The following is a 21,196-nucleotide window of genomic DNA, read 5'->3' as shown; positions in this document are numbered from 1 at the left end:
CAAATAAATTTATGTTAGAATTACTGATACAAAGACCAGGGTATTTTTACCTTTTAATTGGAACAGGACTATAAAACACTTACATTTAGATCGTTATACTTGAATCAACGGGACGATTTAGATTAACACAAAAAAGCCTTTCCAAAAGAAAGGCTTTTTCTATAGCAAAAAATTTTTAAGACCGCGTTTAGCAACAGGCACTTTTGGTTTGTAACAACCATACTCCATTCCTGGAATAATCTTCACATTTTTTTTATCCTTGCAGTAAAGCCATAAAACGGCTTACTCTACCGATGAACACAATTTCCTATCGCAACAATGATACCCGGCAACACTTCGCCGTTCTTGATGGTTTACGTGGTGTAGCGGCCTTGTCGGTTGTCATTTTCCATTTCATGGAAATTATTTTTACCGACTGGACAAAGAATTTCATTGGCCATGGTTTTCTGGCTGTAGATTTCTTTTTCTGTCTCTCGGGATTTGTAATCGGGTACGCTTATGACAACAGAATGGAAAAGCTTGGAATAACAGAATTTTTCAAAGCGAGGGTCATCAGGCTGCATCCGCTGGTAGTTGTTGGATCATTTTTAGGGCTTTTGACATTTTTATTTGATCCTTTTTCTACTGCAGCTTCAGGTTATAGCCTCGGCCGGATCATAATCCTATTTATCAGTTCATTATTATTGATTCCTTTTCCTGTGATGGAAGATCGTGCATTTAATCTATTTGGATTAAACGCCCCGTCATGGTCTCTTTTCTGGGAGTATATTGCCAATATTTTATATGCTTTTATTTTTTGCCGCTTGTCCAGAAAATACCTGACCGGTCTGTTCATCATCGCAACAATAGTCCTGTTTTACGTAAGCTACACTACGGGCTCACTGATGGGTGGCTGGAGTGGTGCTACCTTCTGGGAAGGTGGAGCCAGAATTTTTTATTCTTTCCTGGCCGGGTTATTAGTATACCGTTCGTCATGGATCATCAAAAACAAACTGGGCTTTATTGTATCAGCCATCCTTTTATTTCTTGCCTTTATCATGCCGTTTATTTCAATCAGCTGGATTACGGAAACACTGGTGGTGTTCCTTTACTTTCCGTTCCTGGTTGCACTTGGAGCAGGAACTGATGTAACAGAAGGTATAAAAAAATGCTGTAACCTGATTGGTAAAATTTCCTATCCGCTTTATATGACGCATTATGGAGCTTTATGGATATTCGGAAATTATTACAACACCTATAAACCAACGGGTAACCAACTCGTGCTGATTGTTGCTATTTCAGTAATGTTACTGGTACTCATCGCCTACCTGGTGATGATATGGATAGACCAACCACTCAGGAAATACCTTCAAAAAAGATGGTTGGATACTGAAACCACGAATCTTTAAATTTTTTTAAAAAATTAAAAACAATTCAAACCGACTTGCGTTTAGTATATAGTTTGTTTGGTTTAGTTTTATCGGTGGATACTTATAAGACATTCATTTTAGCCTCATAGAGATATGGGGCTTTCTCATTTTTAAACATTTCTGTTTCTGCAAAATGGCCTGAAAATAAAAAGAGCAACCTATCCAGGATTGCTCAATTAACTAACTTATTATTCATAAAAAATGCTGTTGGGGAAGGAGTCGAACCTTCAAGGGGTAGTTAGCTACAGTTCAAAAAATTAATTTGTGGTCAACCCAATAAACTGCGTTTGTCCCATTATTCCCCACCACCGAGACAAGGAGGCGTGTCTGCCAATTTCACCACCCAACATTTAAATTAACAGTTTCCAATTAATGGTCTTACTTTTTGAATAAAACGTATATTGTGACTGCAATGGCTGTAGGGGAAGGAATCGAACCTCCAAGGAGTGGTTAGCCATTGCTGGTATTCCCATTATTCTCCGCCACCGAGACAAGGAGGTGTGTCTGCCTGTTTCACCACCCTACAGTATGTTAAGCAAATCTGTTAAAGAACGTTCCCTTTTTGTTAATTGCTTGATACAAATGTAAAGGAACTATAAATACCTTGCAAATATTTTAAACATTTAATTTTATTTTTATAATATTGATAAATATTTGTAAATTCGCTTATCATAATTCAAAAATATGCTTAAAAAAGACAATTCCAATTTAGAAATTGACAACCTCGATATCGATATATTAAAGCAATTGATGCAGGATGCCACAAAGCCTTATACAGAAATAGCAAAAGATCTGATTGTTTCGGGCGGTACAATACACGTTAGAATGAAGAAACTGCAGGAAATGGGCATTATTAAAGGTTCACACCTGATCATCGACCCACAGAAAGCAGGATACGATATTTGTGCTTTCCTGGGTATTTATTTAGAGAAGGGTATTCAGTACAAAGATGCAGTTGCCCAGCTAAACAAGATCAAGGAAGTTGTTGAATTACATTATACCACCGGATCGTACAGTATGTTCGCTAAAATTATTTGTCGCGATACTAATCACCTCCGCCATGTATTAAATGAAGAAATTCAGGCGGTAAACGGAATTCAACGCACGGAAACCTTAATTTCCCTGGAAGAAAGTATTAAACGACAGATTGAGCTGGGCTAGGTACATACCGACCCAATTCACAGATGATGCTATGGTGCCTACTTCAACAACTGGTATGCGATTAATGCGGCGAAGTAGGCCATGGCTGTCATGTAAACAATTTGAATAACCGGCCATTTCCAGCCTTTGGTTTCCCTGTAAACAATCGCCACGGTGCTCATGCATTGCATAGCAAAAGCATAAAACAACATCAGGGATATTCCTGTTGCAAAAGTATATACCGGTAAGCCTGTTCGTGAGTGAACAGAGGCCGACATACGCTCGCGGATGGTTGATGTATCTTCATCACCCCCATCAACACTATAAATGGTTGCCATGGTACCTACAAAGGCTTCACGGGCAGCAAATGAGGTAATTAATCCAATGCCGATTTTCCAGTCGTAGCCCAACGGACGAATGGCAGGCTCAATCCACCGACCCAGTATGCCTACATAAGAATTTTCTAATTTTTCGGTAGCAATCAGCGTATTGATATGTTCCGGGTTCTTTGTGGTATCTGCTAATGCACTTTCGTATTTCTTTTCAATATTCTCAAAACGGTTTCCGGGCCCGAAAGATGCCATTACCCAGAGGATAATGGATATTGCAATGATGACCTTACCTGCCTCGAAGACAAAAGTTTTCGACTTCTCATACATGGTATAAAAAACGTTCTTCCAGCGTGGCATGCGGTAAACAGGAAGCTCCATAATAAAATAGGCACGCTCTTTGGTTTTAATGATAAACTTCATTATCCAGGCGACAATAACCGCAGCAATTACACCAACCAGATACATCACCATCAGGGCAAGTCCCTGCATGTTAAATATACCCCAGACATTTTCAGATGGAATAATTAAAGAAATGATGAGGATATATACAGGTAAACGCGCAGAGCAACTCACCAGCGGCGTTACCATGATGGTAATCATCCTGTCTTTCCAGTTTTCGATGTTACGGGCAGCCATAATGGATGGCACTGCACAGGCTAAGCCACCAATCATCGGAACAACCGACTTCCCGCTCAGGCCAACTTTGCTCATAATCTTATCCATCATGAAAGTCACCCTTGCCATATAACCGGTATCTTCCAGAATGGAGATAAATGCAAACAATATGGCAATTTGAGGGATAAACACAAAGATTCCACCTAAACCGGCAATTACGCCATCCAGAGCTAAATCTGTCAGCATGCCCGCAGGCAGATATTCATGCCCCAGATCGGTGATATAACCAAAACTGCTTTCTATCAAATCCATCGGATACGATGACCAGGCGAAAATGGCGTTAAATATGACAAAGAGAATAAGTAAAAATATGGCAAAGCCCCAGATTTTATGGGTTAAAATACCATCAAGCTTATCACTGAATACAAACTTCTTGGCTGTTCCGCTATCTGATACCACACCCGACAATACTGAAGACAGGTGTTTATAACGGGCTATGGTTTCTGCAGCCTGAATCTTCGAGGATTCAAACTGATGGGATTGTTCAATCTCCTCAATTTCCTGCTGCTCCTGTTCAGTAAAGAAAGTCAGGTATTCGTGCTGGTGCAAAACCTGCAACGCATAATAATCGTTATCAGAATTCAGCTTTGATTTAATTGCATTAATTGCAGCGGGTGCCAAACTGCTCACATCAACATCCTGAAACTGGGTAGCAATTTTGTTGGCGTTGGAAATGGCTTGTTTCAGCTTATCCATGCCGATGTTATTTCGGGCAGATATGGATACCACCTGAACACCCAGCTTTCCCGCCAGTTTATCCAGATCAACTTCTATACCCTGTTTCTCTGCCAGATCGATCATATTCAATGCCAGGATCATCGGAATTCCGAGATCAGCAACCTGCGAATATAAAAGCATGTTGCGCTTCAGGTTTGATGCATCTACAACCAGGACAATAAGATCGGGGTGACTGCTGTTCTGTTCATCAGCCAATACCTGAAAAACGATACTTTCATCACTGCTTTTCGGATAGAGACTATAAGTTCCGGGTAAATCAATTATTTCAGCGTCCTTGCCATTAACAAGCTTCATATAGCCTGTCTTTTTATCGACAGTAATACCCGGGAAATTTCCTATTTTCTGATTTAACCCTGTTAAACGATTAAAAAGCGTAGACTTACCTGTATTGGGATTACCAACTAATGCGACTTTAATATCCAAACCAGCTTATTTATTGTATGATAATTACCTCAGCTTCGCTTTTACGCAAACAAAGCTGATAACCTGCCACACGAATCGCCATTGGATCACCAAGTGGAGCAAAGCGCTCCACCTCCACAACTTCGCCAGGCAAACAACCCATTTCCATGAGTTTAACCGACATGTCAAGATCTGTGAAGGCAACTATTGTCCCTTTTTCCCCTACTTTTAGATGCGATAGTTTCATCTGATGCCTTTGATTTAAGTAACCATTTTACAGTGGATCCGATTCGATTATCAGGCCCTGCTGATCCATGTGCTGATTGGGGCGCAAGTTAGCCTTTCTTTAGATTTATTCCAAATAAGAGCGCCCTTTCAGTATCCAAATTTCGGTAAATTTTACTTAAAAAGGTTGATATAGCTATAATTTTCTAATTTCTCGACCTGCCGCCGCCGAAGCCGCCACCGCCGAATCCACGGTCTCTACCCCCGCCTTCCTGATTACCCCGGATCATATTACGGCCGCCCATCCGGTTTAAGGAGTAGGTAAAAGAAAACATGAAGTAACGCTTCAAAACATTAAAACTTTCATCACGGATGGTATTGTTGTTTGCAGTACGGCTTACGCCCTGGTTTTCGTTCAGTAAGTCGTTCACTGCAGCTTTGAAAGCACCCCTGTTTTTGAAAAGCTGTTTACTGATGAAAGAGTTAATAAGTGTAAAATGCGTATCAAAATCTGCTCCTCTTCCAGTATTCTGATTGTAATCGGCATCAACCGACCATCGGATGTCCCCCGGAAAAAGATAACTTACACTTACGTTGGGACTAAAAGTATAATATCGGGTATTGGAATTTGGCTGTACGGAATAGGTAGCACGGTTTACAGATCCGCTCACACCTGCAGTTAGATCGAGTTTCTCCAGGTTGGAAACCAAACGGTAACCGTTATTAACTGACCAGCTGTTGGTTATATTTTTAAGCGAGTTGGTGAAATTCACATCCCGATCGTAATTTCCGCCTATATTAATGTGAAAGTTAAGTTTGTTTTCTTCCATGATGGGTAAGCTCAGGGAGGAGGTAATGTTACCAGAATAAACACCGTTCACATTAACAGGAAGAATGGCAAGCTTACCCTGATCGTCGCCACTTTGGATCAGGCTGCTGCTGTTTGCAATACGATTTGAGGTTTGTGTAAGGTTTAGGTTGACAAACAATGACCGGTTTTTACCGGCAGTAAAAGTATTATAGGCTACCCTAAGGGTGTTATTAAATTCAGGTTTCAGATCGGGGTTACCAACGGGAATACTTTGTGTATTGGTATTGTTTGGAATAGGCTGTAACTGTTGTATGGTTGGCTGGTTGGTGCTTCCCCTATAATTAAACACCAATCGTTTGCTGTTGCTGAAATTGTACCGGAACATGGCAGAAGGCGTGTAGTTGAATACATTCTGTCTGAGTATATAACCGCGGCTGATATTGTTATTGGTCCGGTCTGTGTTCTGCACGGCTATACCCACATTCCAGTTATATTTCTTTTCGTTGGTGTTGAAGCTAAACCCGGCATTATTGGTTAGTATGGTATTTTCATAAACGTTACTGTAAGTCTGATCGAGAAGATCATATTGCAAAGTAGCCGGATTGTAGTTATAGGTATAACGATCTGATGTATTGTGATTATAGCCATTCTGATAGTTGAACTCCAGGCTTAATGTTTTACTGATTGGTTCTGTATACACCAGCCTGGTACTTTGGCTCAGCGATTCACTTTCCTGATCATTAAACTGGTTGGTTAATTTGGGTGTAGTGACATTACCGCTGTCGATTCTTGTCTCCGGATTATTATTGTAATTTTCGGAGTCATTGTTATTAATGTTGGTATTCAGGTTCAGCGACAAGGTACGGCCACGTCGCATGAACTTTTTACGCAGCAGGATATTATTGCTTATGGATGGAGCAGTGCTATGATTTGTTAGGGTTTGTGAGCCGTCAATCATGTAGCGCTTATAATCCCGGTTATAGCGGCTAATGTTCAGGCTTTCATTATTGGTATAGCTTAGGTTGGGTTGAATACGCAGAGAGGTTAAAGAATCCAGTTTGGTATCAACCATAAAATTTAAGCGGTGATTTAACCGATCAGAGGTATTCACTTGTTTGTTGTCGAAGATAGTGGTTACATTTCCCAGGAGATTTTGGGTAACACTGTTTCGTTCGATCAGATTATCTGATTTATTTACAAAGTAGCTAAAGTTAACCTCGGTTTGATCGGCATAAACATCCACAAAGTTAATTCCGCCAGCTTTGGTATCCGTGATACCGCCACGGCCTCCATTATTTCCACCATTGCCACCGCCGAGGCCGCCGCCAAAATTCTGTTTATTTACATTGTTAAATTGTGCGACTACACTGATTTTACGGTCCTGATTAAAACGATTCATGTTGGCATTAATATCATAGCGGTCATCTGAGCCATAACCCGCTGTCGAATTCCCGAAATAGCCATTCTTGCGGTCCTTCCTGGTGGTGATGTTGATGATTTTAGTACGCGAACCGTCATCAATCCCTGTAAATTGTGCCTGATCTGATAGCTCATCAATGATCTGGATTTTATCGATCATATCAGCAGGGAGATTTTTAGTGGCAAGCAAAGGGTCATTACTAAAAAATTCCTTCCCATCTACCCTCACTTTGGTAATGGTTTCCCCTTGTGCTTTTATTGCGCCCGCCTTATCCACCTCAACCCCCGGCAGCTTTTTCAATAAATCTTCTACTACAGCATTTTCAATAACTTTAAAAGAACTTGCATTAAATTCGAGTGTGTCTTTCTTGACCACAATAGGCGGTATTTCCGCTTTGATTTCGACTGTCTGTAAATCGATAGCTGCCCCTTCGAGCACCACATCCCCCAATTCAATATCAGTTTTATCAGCAGAAATAGTGAAATCCTTAGTGGTATTTTTTAATCCGAGAAAAGCAGCATACAGGCGATAAGTACCTGGCTTTAACCCTTTGTATATAAATTTTCCATCTTCACCAGTACTCATCGCACCAACGGTTACAGAATCTGAAAGATTCTTAATGGCAATTGATGCGTAATCAATTGGTTTTTTGTCTTTTGACTGAATGACCCGGCCGCTTACATTACCTGTTTTTTGAGCGTAGGCAAATGCAGAACATAAAATAAGTATAAGCGTAAAAATTCTCCTCATCTGGTTAGCTTGCTGATTATTATTAAAGACTCACAGAAGGTTTAAAAGTTTATTCGGCTTAAGTAACAAATGAAATACATAAATGTCATTTATACATTTATTAAAATCACAAAAAAAAAGGTCCTGATTTTTTGAATCAGGACCTTGAAGTATTTTTTAGAATTGCCTACATTCTTTGGCGCTGACCGCCTCCGTTGCCCATTCCAGGCATCTGCACGTCGCCACTCATGGTTTTCCCTCCAATACGCGTTAAAGAGTATGTAAATGAAAGCATATAATAACGTTTTAATACATTGTAGTTCACATCAGAGATGGATGTGCCGGATGTTGTTCTGGTAATTCCTGTATTTTGATTTAATGCATCATTTACAGAGAATTTGAATGTTCCCCTGTTTTTGAAAAACTGACGGCTTAAATAAGGATTGATCAGCGTATACTCTCTGTTGAATAAATCGCCACCACCCAGGTTACGATAATATTCTACTGTTGTTGCAATCCTGAAATTTCCGGGCAGCACATAGCTGACATCAAAATTAGGATTAATAGTATAATATTCTGTGTTAGCCGAAGATTGTGCAGAATAAGTAGAATGCGTAAAACTTCCTGTAATACCGCCCGTTAAATCAAATTTATCAACATTGGTTACCAGCTTGTAACCATTTGAAATGGTATAACTGTTAGTGATATTTTTAACTGCAGCAGTACTGCCAACCGGGATGATGAAGTTAACATTACGGGCGTAATTTGCACCGCCGGTAATGTTAAGATTTAGTTTACGCTCTGGCAATAATGGCAATGACCAGGTAGCACTTCCATCACCTGAAAATACCCCGTCAACGTTCACATAGCTTATGGCCTGCTTACCAAAATTCTTATCATTCTGGTCGGTAATTAATGATACGTTGTTACTGATATTGTTAGATGTCTGACTTAAATCTAATCTGGCAAAGAAAAAGCGGCCTTTTTCAATATTGAAATTATTGAAGTTTACCCTTAACCTGTTATTAAATGCTGGTTTTAAATTAGGGTTACCTGTATACACAGATTGTGTATTGGTATTATCAGGGATTGGCTGAATCTGATCAATTGTTGGCTGGTTGGTAGACCCGCGGTAGTTGATGAATAATCGCTTACGGTTACTGAAATTATACCTGAACTGCGCAGATGGTGTAAGATTGATAAAGTTCTGAGTGCGTACGTCTCCGGTAGTCAGGTTCGTGTTTACCCTGTTGGTTTGCTGTGCAGCCAAACCGATATTCCAGTTGTACTTCTTTTCCGTAGTAGTAAAACTGAACCCAGCGGCATTGGTTAGCGTACGGTTATTATAAATATTTGAATAGGTATTGTCAACCAGATCATACTGTAATGTAACCGGATTGAAATTAAACACATCTCTTTGCGAATCACTGTCTGAATAACCATTCTGATAGTTAAATTCAACACTCAGGGTTTTATTAATTGGTTCGGTATACACCACTCTGGTGGTGTTGTTTATCGAATGACTACTGGTGTTATTAAGCTGATCTGTTAAAGATTGTTTGGTAGTTGTACCTACCGTGGTAGTGTCAGAAATATAATTCAGGTTTCTTGCGTCATTATCATTTATGCTCGTACTTAAGTTCAGAGAAAGGGTACGTCCGCGGCGCTTAAAGCTTTTACGCACCAATAAGTTATTGGTAAAAGCGGGGGTAGATGAATTGGTATTGTAACGCTGTAAACCATTGGTTAATGAGGTTACGTAATCACGATTATAAGTAGTTAAGCTGTTGGCATTTGTTTCGGTGTAGGTAAAATTAGGTTGGATTTTTATTGACAGAGAGGGGTCTATCTTCGTATCGACCATAAAATTAAAGCGGTGATTTGTTTTCTCTGTAGTCCTGTCCAAAACTTCATTCACCCTACGGGTCGTATTTCCAAATAAATCCTGATTGTTCGAGGTTTGCAGTAAATCAGAAGTCGCATCATTAAAGAAATAACTGGCCTGAAATTGTGTTCCATCTTTGTAAGTATCGGCAAAGTTTAAACCTGCAGCATTGGTCTTCGTTATTCCACCGGTATTAGAAGTGCTGTTGTTGCTGTTTCCACCACGGCCGCCGCCGCCGCCCCCGCCACCAAAACCATTTCCAACACCGCCACCTTGCCCGAAATTTTGTTTATTGATATTATTAAACTGACCAATAAAGCTGATTTGCCGGTCTTCATCGAACTTGTTTACGTTTAAACTGGCATCGTAACGGTCATCTGATCCGTAACCTACGGTACTGTTTCCAAAATAGCCGTGTTTCATGCCCGCTTTGGTGGTGATGTTTAAGATTTTATTTCTGGTTCCATCGTCAATGCCAGTAAATTGTGCCTGCTCAGAAAGCTCGTCAATCACCTGGATCTTGTCCACCATATCTGCCGGCAGGTTTTTAGTGGCCAGCAATGGGTCGTTACCAAAAAACTCTTTACCATCCACCTTTACTTTAGTAATGGTCTCACCCTGTGCTTTCACACTACCGTCTTTGGCGACTTCAACACCTGGCAGTTTTTGAAGCAAGTCTTCCACCACAGCATTTTCACGTACTTTAATCGATTTTGCATCAAACTCCAGGGTATCTTTTTTCACAACGATGGGAATACTTGCTGTAACATTTACTGTGCTCAGATCCACGCCATCATCGGCCATGGCAATTTCGCCTGCATTAACTGCGGCTTTGGCCACTTCTATATCTTTAGTAGCCGTTTTTAAACCAAGAAAGGCAGCATAAATCCGGTATTTTCCCGGAGCAATGGCCTTAAAACTAAATGTCCCGTCTGCAGCGGTCTGACCAGAGCCTACTACGCTGGAGTCTTTCAGACTCTTGATGGCAATGGTTGCGAAGTCGACCGGCTTCTTATCTTTCGCGTTGATTACCTTACCGCTAACCGATCCCGTATTTTGTGCATGGGCAAAGTAGCCGCAAAATATAAGAACAAGTAATACTGCTCTTTGAACGTTCTTTTTCATTAAAAAAAATTAGATATAATTACAAAACTATCCTATCAGACTAGGCGAAAGCCCAAAGGTTTGTTAACGATTGTTAAAAGTAAGGTAACATTTTAAATACAGCAAAATACCTGTTACCAGAACCTGGAAGAATAATTGGAGAAACAGATTAGCGCTGAGACGGGTAATTTCTATAATACACTTTTGGGCAGTTACAGCTTTTTTTGAATATACTGCAGCTGCTTAAGCAAATTACCACTAACAGGCCAAATAAACTAATCTTTACTTTCATTGAAATTTAATTTATGGAGCAGAACATAACTGAATACAGCCATGCACGCACCTAACATATCGCAACCGAAGTCCCACCACTCGGCAGATCTGTAGGTAAAAACCTTCCATTGTAACAACTCGATTCCGCCACCAATTATTGCATTGATGCAAAGAATTTTAAATATGGTGAGTGTGCGAAAAGCAAATGTATGCTGGTACCTGATTTTACCATAGAAGAGTAATACCGACAAAACAAAGAAAAAACCCAGGTGGGTCATTTTATCGAATCCCTTAAAAAAGAAACCCTCTCCTTCGGTATCGGGCATTCTCATATTACAAAGCACTAAAACAACTATGGTCCATAGTAGCGCCCATTTCTGTTGTTTTAGTGCTTTGTACAAAATCTTCTGATTAAGCGCCAACCAATTCCTGATAAGCTTCTGCAGAAAGTAAACCTTCTACCTCAGCCAAATCGCTTAATGAAACTTTAACCATCCATCCTTGTCCGTATGGATCAGAATTTACCAGTTCAGGATTATCATTTAATTCAGCATTGATTTCCAATACTGTTCCAGTTACGGGCATATATAAATCCGATACTGTTTTTACTGCTTCTACAGTTCCGAAAACTTCTTCTTTAGCCACTTCTGAACCTACTGAGTTGATATCAACGTAAACAATATCACCCAATTCGCGTTGTGCGAAGTCTGTGATACCTATAAAAGCTTCGTTACCTTCAACTTTAACCCACTCGTGGTCTTTGGTGTATTTCAATTCTGATGGAAAATTCATTATATTTTAACTTATTGATTATGAATAATTTGTGTTAGTTTTTTTTATCGTGCTACACACATAGTCGCAAATACTGTATTATCTACGTGGATGTGTGTTGATGTCATGCCCTCAAAAATACAATTTAGTTTAACCATTAGCAAAGGCTGAAAAATAACTTTTACCAATTCATCTGATTGAATAGATATGATATTCTAAAATATGGCTAACCAAAATGCTTAAGATCGGTGAGCTCCTAACTATATTACTTATGATTGGCAAGAAATATTTTCTTATGGCTAACCTATACTGGTAGTAACCGTATTCTTCAATTATTTAAACAAAAAGGATTTGATCACATAAAAATACAATTTAAAAAACTGATTATCAATGTAATGCAATAGTTAAAATTCTTTCGATCACATAACCATCACATAAAATTCAGACCCAATATGGCACATATTTCGCAAATTTCTTAGACCTATTATCTGCGTCATAATCTTTTATCAATTCCGAAGCTAACGCTTCTGCAATTATCCTTGAAGCGGTGGAGTAATTATGTTCCTCAATACCAAATCTCTCCCTCAAACTTTGGTTTGTCATAATATCTCCAGACACATATTTTAAACATGCATGAAGATAGCATGCCCTAACTTTGTCTCCTTTGTCCATTTGCCTAAGGGTTTTGGGTCCATACATAATTATTCTGGTATAGTTGTCCCCCACTATGACCTCGTGGGCTGGTAGTTGATTGAATTCGCACTCAAAAACGACCTTATCTATTCCACTTCCTCTTTCTTCGCAAATATTTAATCTTCTCATAAATTTCGCTAGTACTTCATTCCTACTTTCAGGGCTATGATCGACAAATCTTAGTGGGTCAATCAGAGGCCGCCCAGGATTGGTTATTTCTATTCTGTTATTAAAAACCTCAACCATAGGCGAGGAACCTGTAATGGAAAAATCTTGATGAATAATTGCATTGGCTATTAATTCACGTAAAGCTAGTATGGGATATAAAGTAACCTGACGTCTAAGAGCAGCATCGATGATTTCATTAGATGGTAGGTTTTCACTAAAATACTTTATCAATCCCTCGAAACCAACTGCATAGCCCCTTTTTCCAACTTGCTCCCTAATCGTTTTAATACGATTGTTACCATCATAAAAAACAACCCGCACGGCTCTCCGAGACAGTGCTTCGAATTTTTCCATATCTTTGGCAAATAACAAAGCTCCCAAATTTGTTATATCGTAGCAAGCGCCGTTCTTTATTACGATCTTATCTTGTAATAGCTTTTCTAAAATTCCTTTCCTATTATCTGGCAATCGAAAATCTATTAAATCAAAAAACCCGGTATAATCTATTAATTTGAGAACTTCGTCATCACTTACATGCTCAAGTGCTATCGCCTTTTCAAATACATAATTATCCTGTTTATTCCAAATTGCCCTTTCTCTTTCGGGATGGTCAATCAAACTTTTCTTATAACTACCTATCCTAATGAATGATACCCCCTTGAAAGTTACCGGTTGATTTCTAGTTGCTAGTATCCTGAAAATTGCAAAGTCTAGGTCGTTGCTTGTAAATTCGAAAATATTAAAATCAATCCTTGGACTTAACTGTGTAGCCAGCCAATTCTCTAACTCTTGATTCCCTATTTTTTTACTTTTTGGTTTGAAAGATGTACCAACTAATCTATGTGTCGCATCCTCAATTCCGTACACAAGAAATCCATACCTTTGCTTGTGGTAACAAGCGCTATTACTCAAAGCAGCGATATATTCCCCTATTTCATGTGGATCACCATTGTTCATTTTAAATTCCACCCATTCAGACTCTTTCGGTAAGGCCTGTAAATCCTTTAATAAAATAGATAGTTCGTGATTAGTCATCTTTTGATCTGGAAGTTTCAAACTGAAGTTATGAAATTATCCCGATAATGCATTAGAAACACCTTATATTCATGTTGTTAAATGGAAATTCCTAAAGGCAGTCTTTTGCCCTTAGGAGTGCCAATATTCTGACCATAACCTGAAATATTTACGATTTGATAGCGGGGGTAATATTCACATAAATCTTCTTAAAAAGCGCCCTAGTTTATCGTAAATCTTAAGCTGAAACCAAAATTACTATACGACGTATTAAAGGTTTGCGAGGTGTAAGGTTTGGTAATATTAGAATCATAGAATAACTTGATATTAAATTTCTGATTCAATACATAATCTACACTTGGCCTAACGGTAATATTCTTTGCTCCTGAAGAAACTTCAGCTTCAGTAACATCAGCACGGTAAATCACAGTTTTATTATCGCGGATGGCAACATCAAGCTTAAAATCCATGTTGTTATCCATTTTAAGGCTTTTGAACCAGCCAAAAGGAAAACGGAATTTATTAGTGCGGTAACCTAATCCCAATACCACATTATTCTCCGAAAGCTGAGCCAGCTGACTATTGGATAAGCTTAAACCCAGTAAGCGCGAACGGTTTAATTCGAACGAAGCAGTTAAATTATTTTTAAAGCGTGTATCAACACCTACAAGCGGTGCGAAATATTCGGAGATGGTAACCTGGGCAAACTGGTACTCAGGGAGGAAATTATTATTTATATCTCTTGTACTGGAGAATCCACCGGTTTCCTGATACCTTAGTAATGAACTGTAGCTGTTAATGTTATATGCCGAACGGTACCCATGTCTGATATCAACGGAAGAAACGTTTTCAGCAATAAAAGGTATCCGGGTTAAACCACTGTAAGTAAGGTTCCAGTTTGGCAATGGAATTCTCGGAAAGGCATTAAGTTTGGATGTAGATGCATCCTTACCCGAGTAGGCAGCCAGGAAGGCAGAGATCAGCACATCCTGACTTTCTTTGCTGTAACCATCAGCATATCCACCGGTAACGCCGCTGGAGTTTGGATTCTGCGCACCCAGTCTTCGGGATATCACAATTCTGTTGGCCATAAACTGATTGAACAGCTGAGAAACCACAGTTGCATTGTTTTCTTTAAAAGAAGTACCAATCGCGATATAAGAAATGCTGTAGTCGCCACTGGTAATGGCACTCAGATTTTGGAACGATGAAGAGCTGGCAACATACCTGAAATTACTGGAGTAGTTACGGTTCTGCGCCTTATTTGCCTTAAGCGTGATTCTTAAATCTTTAAAGGGTTCAATTTGCCCTGTCAACTGAAAGTCTTCACGCAATGTATTTACATACAACTGTGTTTGTAAAGTATCAGTGGTTAGCCATCCGCTGGCCAGTGCTGAGGTACGGATATCCTGCTGACTACCAAAAACGAATCCTAGACCGGGTGCTCCGGTTACGTTATCCAGACCGAGATACTGGGTTTTTGGCAGGTAACCCGGCAGATAAATTCCTTTCGTCTGCACATAGTTTCCACTTACATTTTTTAAACTGGTTACCAGGTTAATGAAGAAGTTCTTTACTTTCCCTTCTGTACTCTCATCACCTGCCTTCCTGATAAAGCCAAATTTATTGTAAAGGCTGGTAAGGGTTAGGGTTGGATTAACCTGAACTGTTCTGGTATTCTGAATCGTATTACCCAAATTGATATTGGGATCTTCCAGGGTTGCAAGTGGCTCAGTTTGCCAGTTAAAAGTTGTACCGTAACGTGTAGTTACCTTCACCCAGTTAAAGCCAGGGATTTTATCGATCGGAAGGTTATAGGTTACATTTAAATTATGTGTGTAATCCGTCGTACGGCCTAATTTTTTCAGGTTCTCCCAAACCGTATCTCTTTTCAACCCTTCCACTCTTCCACTTGGCTCATCAATGATGGAATAATTTGTAGCATTAAAATCCAGCTGCATCGACCGGGTTAAATTCCAGGCAATACCATAGATGCGGCTCATGGTGAAGTTTTTATTAAAAGTAGTGCCGTATCCTGTTTGATACACACCAAGCGTATTATTCGGATCGTTGTTTCTCAACGTATTTTCTGAGTATAAACGATCCACATCAACTCTGAAATTGATAGCGCTTGGCAAAATGCTAAAGTTAAAATCCTTAAGCAAGGCCAGTGTGTTGGTTTTTATAATTTTTTCGAACGGCGCTATCGTTTTGGCTTCTCTTGAATAACTGTACTGAAGCGATGCCCTATAGGTATTCTGTATACTACTCTCATTGATGAAATCGCGATGGTTATATTGGGTATAAGCATAGCTTGCAGCAAAGTTTTCAATATCCCATAACTGTGCGGGCTTACTGTTGTTAGTACGTTCTTTCCTTACATTGGTAAAGTTAATACCTCTTCTCACCGTATAATCCTGTGCGAAGTTTAAAATGGAATCCTTCTTCGCTTTTGTGCCCGCCTTATCCAATGCATTTTTCAGTTCGATATCTGGTGTCCGCGGATTGTACTGTGGCGTAGAAACCTGTTTCGAATAGTTCACGAACATTGGAATTTTAACGCCTGATTTCTGAGGCAGGAATTTCCCAAGTTCCACAGAAGAAGAAACATCAAGCAATACATTATCTGCACGGTTGCGTTCACTTACTTTCGAGTCTATAGAACCAAAACCAATGGTCGACTTACTACCTGAAATATTTACATCTGCAAAATCAGCCAGCTTCAGGTTCAATCTACCGGTTGCAGCCCAGCCGCCTTTTTCATCAAATTCGGTTAATCTTAACTCATTAAACCAAACCAGCACATTCTTTTCCAAACCATCATCATTCCCACTGATCTCCAGATTTCGGAGCGGGTTTTTAACCCCCAGCATATATACCCTTACCTTACTCATATCGGGCTGCCCCTTTACCACAATGGTACGCATACCATCAGTGTAAGTAAAGGGAACATTAATTGGCCAGGGCTGGCCGTTGCTTAACCGTGCGTCATTACGTGCTAGTTTTGCATTCTGGAATAAGGTCAGGTCGATATCCATCCTGTTGGCTTCAGGCCATATGGCATCGGGATCACTCGTTCCCGCAGCGGTAACCTGCAATGGCATTACGTATTCGTAATAGTTATCGATGTTATCCGTTCCGATTCTAAGGAAAGCGGATACGTCATTTGTAGCCAGGGTTTGATTGTTCACCGCTTCTGCGTGGACGTACATTTCCAGATGTTTGTAAGAACGGAAATCGCTGTAAGCGGTTTTGAAAGCCGCCCGGCTGTAACCGTCCTTTAAACTTTTAATCGTAACAGAAAGGGATTGCTCATTTAAACGGGTGTCGCCACGATAGTTGCTATAATCGCGCTCCCTTAAAATTCCCGGAGGGGTAACGTAAGGTATTGGCGAACGTTTTCCGTTCTCTTCAATATTTACAGTAGAAACTTCTATTGTCGAATTGTCTGGGGTAAGCGCAGGTAAAGAGGGATCAGCAATCACCTGAGCTGCTTCATTTTTTGTGTTGAAAGCTCTCCATTCTCCGCGGATCAGCTGCATTTTAGCAAAACGCAAAACGGCAGTATCAGCGAAATTGGTCATGAACATTCTAAAGAAGCGGATCGATTTAAAGTCTTCAATACTTCCTACTTTCTGCTGATAATCCCCAATTGGGATCCTGAACTGATACCAGGTGGCAGGTTGTGTATTTCCATTAGCCAGTTTCACCTGCGAGGTTACTTTATCTGTAATGAAATTCTGGCCAATAACCAGATCGCCGGGACGCATCGATACTTTATATTGAAAATACTCATCGCTCTGGGTCATGTTATTATCCCTGTTGATGTCTTCACCATCCGGAAGTGATGTCGATGCCGAGTTATCCAGACCTAATTCTTCCTGTGATTGCTGGGAAGTTTTAGAGTTACCTTCAGTACCGTTGTATTTTTCGTATCGTTTTAAGATACCCGCATTGATCTGATCCAGGGCAGGCCCTCTGAAATAAGTATAATTATCTGATGACGGATCGGCATCAAGAGCAGTGGAAGCTGTAGAGTTGAGTTGCGCTTTAATCTGCGTGATGGCTGAAGCAAACTGGGTTCTTTCGTCAGCATCAGAAAGTCCGTCTAAACCGACATCCTGTGCTTTACGCGAATCAGCGTTATTGTCAAATGCCTGTACAACCGGTTGCAGTTTTGGAACACGACCCCAGTTGGTCGTATCATATTTTGTCGGATCATTGCCAGCTGGCAAACCGTTTTCCAGTGATTTCCGGCCATCCTTAAGAATATCTTCCGAGATATTACCCAGGTTGAAATACAAATCACCTCCGGCAGAGTTGGGTTTATAAATAAAGGGATCGAGTACCCAGAATTCAATGAAACCAATGTTTAAGGCTTCAAAATCGTTGGTCTCAATCTTCCGCTGAAAACCGCCCCAGTTGTTTTGAGGTTGTAATAAGCTACCATCGGCCCTGAAACCTGTAGTTCGGTAATTATAAGGTCCGCGAACAGTAGGGTAGTAAGCTACATCAAGCGTGGTGATGTTCAAGGCTTGTCCGGTTGCGGTTTCTTTAAACGGGAATACTTCCTGTTCAATTACCTGCCTTACGTAGTGGTTCGAAAGCTCATTTCTGTTATTGCGGATATTTGAAGGTGTGGTGGAAGATGCCGAATTGTAAAAAGTCGGGTCAATATTATAAAAAGCAATTCTTGCCCTGTTATAGCCATAAGCTAAATTATCCACCAGTTGCGATTCAGAGAAAAGCTGTGGTGTTCCGGATAGCTGCCACGCAATGGCACTTTTCAAATCAATTACCGATCTGGATGATTCAAAATCATCTAAATAACTTACCCCGTTTTTACTGCCTGCAAAATTCAATGCGCGCGGGTGTCCGGGAATCAGCTGGGCAAACTCACCGTAAAAGTTCACACTGGACGGTGCTTTGGTAGAGATGAACGGAAGCTTATCTACCATTTTCGTTAAAAACCTGGATGGAGAGCTATAATTGATATCTGCTCCCCAGATGGTATTTGAAATAGGCTCTTCACCGATATTGACTTTCTGGGTCAATGGTTTTTCGGTCAGGTTCATAATGGTTCCACCCAGGTTTAACTTATTGTTCACCCTGTAATCCATACGCGTACCAAAAAGCGAGCGTTGTTGCAGACCAAACAGTTCGTTGTTTTCGGTAGTAATCCTGATCGCCTGCCCTGATATTAATAACGCCTGATTGATGATACTTACCCGGCCACCCTGATAATCAACAGTAAAATCTACACCCTCGGTAAGGGGCATGGTACCGGCAAATACCTTTACTGAACCCTCAGGTACATTTATGGCATTCAAACTGAACTCAGAAGAAATATCAGACTGATAGTTTACCTTGATCACATATCTGTTCTGATTCTGGAACAGCTGTTTAGCAATTGTTTGTGTAGAATCGTATAATGCGGTAAAGGCATACTTATCAATCAGCGCTTGCTCGCTAGGCAAAAAGCGTGCAGCAAGATCCTTTCCGAAAGGCTCAATCACCGGAAATATAATTCTTCCGTTTGCAGGATCGATGGTGATGTAACCTGAATTGGTATTGGTAACGAGCGAAGCGGCTCCCGAACTGTTGGTAGAAAACAAACTGCTGGTGGCAGAATTATTGGCTGTGGAATAGGCACCGAATGCATTATTTGAAGCTACAAAATCGAATATACCATCTGACTTACGCTCATTCTGCTGATTCAAACGATCAAATTCCGTTAAAGCGATCCATTGTTTCGAGGCTGTATTCTGGCCTTCGGTCATTACCGGATTTTCAACACCGGTTTCGTTGTCGATGCGGTAGATATCTAATTTGAAATTCTGGCTGCTGATCTGGTATCCACCAATGTTGTAGATGTTTTTCATCATCAGATCCCAGATCGGAAGGCTGATCTTATTGGTCTCGTTTTTTAATAATTTAGTGTATAAAACCTTTGGGTTGGCCGCGTCGAAAGTGATATCGGTAGAAAATTCCCCTACCTGATATTCTACACCATTATAAGTATAACGATAGGCAACCGCTAAAACCTCGTCTGCATTTAACGGATTATTTAGTGAAACATAACCTAACTGAGGTTGAAACGTAAATTCCCTGTCGGTTAATTTGCGCGCATAGGTAAGCTTTGCAAAGTTGTTTGTACCACCGTTCGCCTGAAAAAAGGAGATTACGTCATTTGAATTGGTTTGTCGTGCTCCGGCGGGCAATCTGGAAAGTAAGTTGTTCGACTGCTGAGAGAAACCTGTAGCGGTAGTTCCTGCAGGAAGCGCGGATGTCCCGCCGGTAAACAATGCCGTATTGTAAGGCTGGTTTTCACCCAAATCCATAAATCCAAGTACATCCCTTGAATCGGTGGTACTACCCGATTTGTTTGTGATCCATACCTCCACCTTAGTAATCTGAACCGGAGAAGTAATTACCGGTGCATTGGCCAGGTTTTTATTGTAGTTATTTCTAAAATACTGGGAAAGGAAATAATGTTTATTGGCTTCGTAACTGTCTATCTGAACGGTAGTGGTGTTCTGCTGAGCACCATTGGAAATATTGAGCTCTCTCGACTGTGATTTCTGCTGGGTATAAACACTGGTTACGTTGAGCTTACCAAATTTCAACTGGGTTTTAACCCCGAACAAGGCCTGTGTACCTGTGATCAAACTGGTATTTAGTGGCAAACTCACATTACCTGCTTCTATTTTCTGAATGATTTCATCCTTACCCCCTGTGTATTCGAGTTTGATCTGATTTTCAAAATCAAATTGTGCTTCGGTATTGTAATTACTCTTAATTTTTAGTTTTGTACCGATGTTCCCTACCAGATCCATTTGAATCCGCTGATTAAAATCAAAGTTGGTTTGTACCCTCTGGCGTTCGTTGAAGAGCGGATTCTCGTTTTTATTAATGCGCCCTAAAAAGGTTAACTCAGCTTCACCGCGTGGCTGTATATCAATTACAGTTCCACCAAATAGTTTTTCGAAAGATTTGCTGTTGATCTGTATTTGCGGAATAATGCCTGTACTACGGTAATCGCTCACCTCTGCATTGGAGATGCTGCGCCAGTTGCCACGTTTAATTTCACTGTTCACCAGGCGCTGGTATTCATCAATGGTTAAGTATTGAGTTTGCAATACATAGCTATCACCTATCAGCTCTTTAACAACATAACGCTTGTTTTTAGCATCATATTCAACAATTCGTTTGAGGTTGGAAGGTAAGGGATTAAAAGGATTGGCAGAGGTTCCCAACCCTAATCGTTCTTTTTCCTGAAGGCCAAAGTTGTTTTTTGATGCAACAGAATCTGTTTTGCCTGTTACCACTTGAGAGAAAGTGTTTTGAGAGGCAATTAAGAATAGTAAGATCAGAAAAAGAAATGTAGAAATTCTCTTCAAAGGCGTT

General features: G+C 40.2%; 10 protein-coding genes and 2 tRNA genes. 2 read left to right on the top strand and 10 right to left on the bottom strand.

Going from position 1 to position 21,196, the window contains the following annotated elements; translation table 11 throughout:
• Nucleotides 1-293: 293 nt before the first annotated feature.
• Complete coding sequence (locus tag AB669_RS15240) at nucleotides 294-1,388, top strand: acyltransferase (RefSeq protein WP_047800135.1); 1,095 nt, start codon at nucleotides 294-296, stop codon at nucleotides 1,386-1,388.
• A gap of 225 nt (nucleotides 1,389-1,613) precedes the next feature.
• Here AB669_RS15240 and AB669_RS22200 read toward each other — a convergent pair.
• Together AB669_RS22200 and AB669_RS22195 are read right to left on the bottom strand one after the other, a co-directional pair.
• Nucleotides 1,614-1,758 (bottom strand) — tRNA-Asp (locus tag AB669_RS22200).
• A gap of 64 nt (nucleotides 1,759-1,822) precedes the next feature.
• Nucleotides 1,823-1,935, bottom strand: a tRNA-Asp gene (locus AB669_RS22195).
• 158 nt (nucleotides 1,936-2,093) lie between these two features.
• On the opposite strand from AB669_RS22195, the gene AB669_RS15235 reads away from it, so the two are divergent.
• Nucleotides 2,094-2,570 (top strand): Lrp/AsnC ligand binding domain-containing protein, encoded by a 477-nt coding sequence (locus AB669_RS15235; RefSeq protein ID WP_047800134.1) that lies wholly within the window; start codon nucleotides 2,094-2,096, stop codon nucleotides 2,568-2,570.
• 38 nt (nucleotides 2,571-2,608) lie between these two features.
• Here AB669_RS15235 and feoB read toward each other — a convergent pair whose 3' ends face one another.
• The 8 genes from feoB to sprA all read right to left on the bottom strand — a co-directional run bounded on the left by feoB (nucleotide 2,609) and on the right by sprA (nucleotide 21,189).
• Nucleotides 2,609-4,717, bottom strand: coding sequence for a ferrous iron transport protein B (feoB, locus tag AB669_RS15230; RefSeq protein ID WP_082120690.1), 2,109 nt, complete (start codon nucleotides 4,715-4,717; stop codon nucleotides 2,609-2,611).
• A 10-nt stretch (nucleotides 4,718-4,727) separates the two neighbouring features.
• A complete protein-coding gene (locus AB669_RS15225) occupies nucleotides 4,728-4,943 on the bottom strand; it encodes a FeoA family protein (RefSeq protein ID WP_047800133.1) in 216 nt (71 codons plus the stop codon).
• A gap of 184 nt (nucleotides 4,944-5,127) precedes the next feature.
• Nucleotides 5,128-7,902, bottom strand: a complete 2,775-nt coding sequence (locus tag AB669_RS15220) for a TonB-dependent receptor (RefSeq protein ID WP_047800132.1) — start codon at nucleotides 7,900-7,902, stop codon at nucleotides 5,128-5,130.
• A 166-nt stretch (nucleotides 7,903-8,068) separates the two neighbouring features.
• Nucleotides 8,069-10,891 (bottom strand): outer membrane beta-barrel protein, encoded by a 2,823-nt coding sequence (locus AB669_RS15215; RefSeq protein ID WP_047800131.1) that lies wholly within the window; start codon nucleotides 10,889-10,891, stop codon nucleotides 8,069-8,071.
• A gap of 254 nt (nucleotides 10,892-11,145) precedes the next feature.
• On the bottom strand, nucleotides 11,146-11,544 hold the full coding sequence (locus AB669_RS15210; protein WP_047800407.1) for a VanZ family protein: 399 nt from the start codon (nucleotides 11,542-11,544) through the stop codon (nucleotides 11,146-11,148).
• A 10-nt stretch (nucleotides 11,545-11,554) separates the two neighbouring features.
• Complete coding sequence (gene gcvH, locus AB669_RS15205) at nucleotides 11,555-11,935, bottom strand: glycine cleavage system protein GcvH (RefSeq protein WP_047800130.1); 381 nt, start codon at nucleotides 11,933-11,935, stop codon at nucleotides 11,555-11,557.
• A 420-nt stretch (nucleotides 11,936-12,355) separates the two neighbouring features.
• A complete protein-coding gene (locus tag AB669_RS15200) occupies nucleotides 12,356-13,810 on the bottom strand; it encodes an ATP-binding protein (protein WP_047800129.1) in 1,455 nt (484 codons plus the stop codon).
• A gap of 200 nt (nucleotides 13,811-14,010) precedes the next feature.
• Nucleotides 14,011-21,189 (bottom strand): cell surface protein SprA, encoded by a 7,179-nt coding sequence (gene sprA / locus AB669_RS15195; RefSeq protein ID WP_047800128.1) that lies wholly within the window; start codon nucleotides 21,187-21,189, stop codon nucleotides 14,011-14,013.
• Between the last annotated feature and the right edge of the window lie 7 nt (nucleotides 21,190-21,196).

The sequence above is a fragment of the Pedobacter sp. BMA genome (assembly GCF_001027745.1).
GTDB lineage: Bacteria > Bacteroidota > Bacteroidia > Sphingobacteriales > Sphingobacteriaceae > Pedobacter.
Note: the sequence above shows the minus strand (reverse complement) of the source record. Positions and strands in the feature narration are given on the sequence as shown.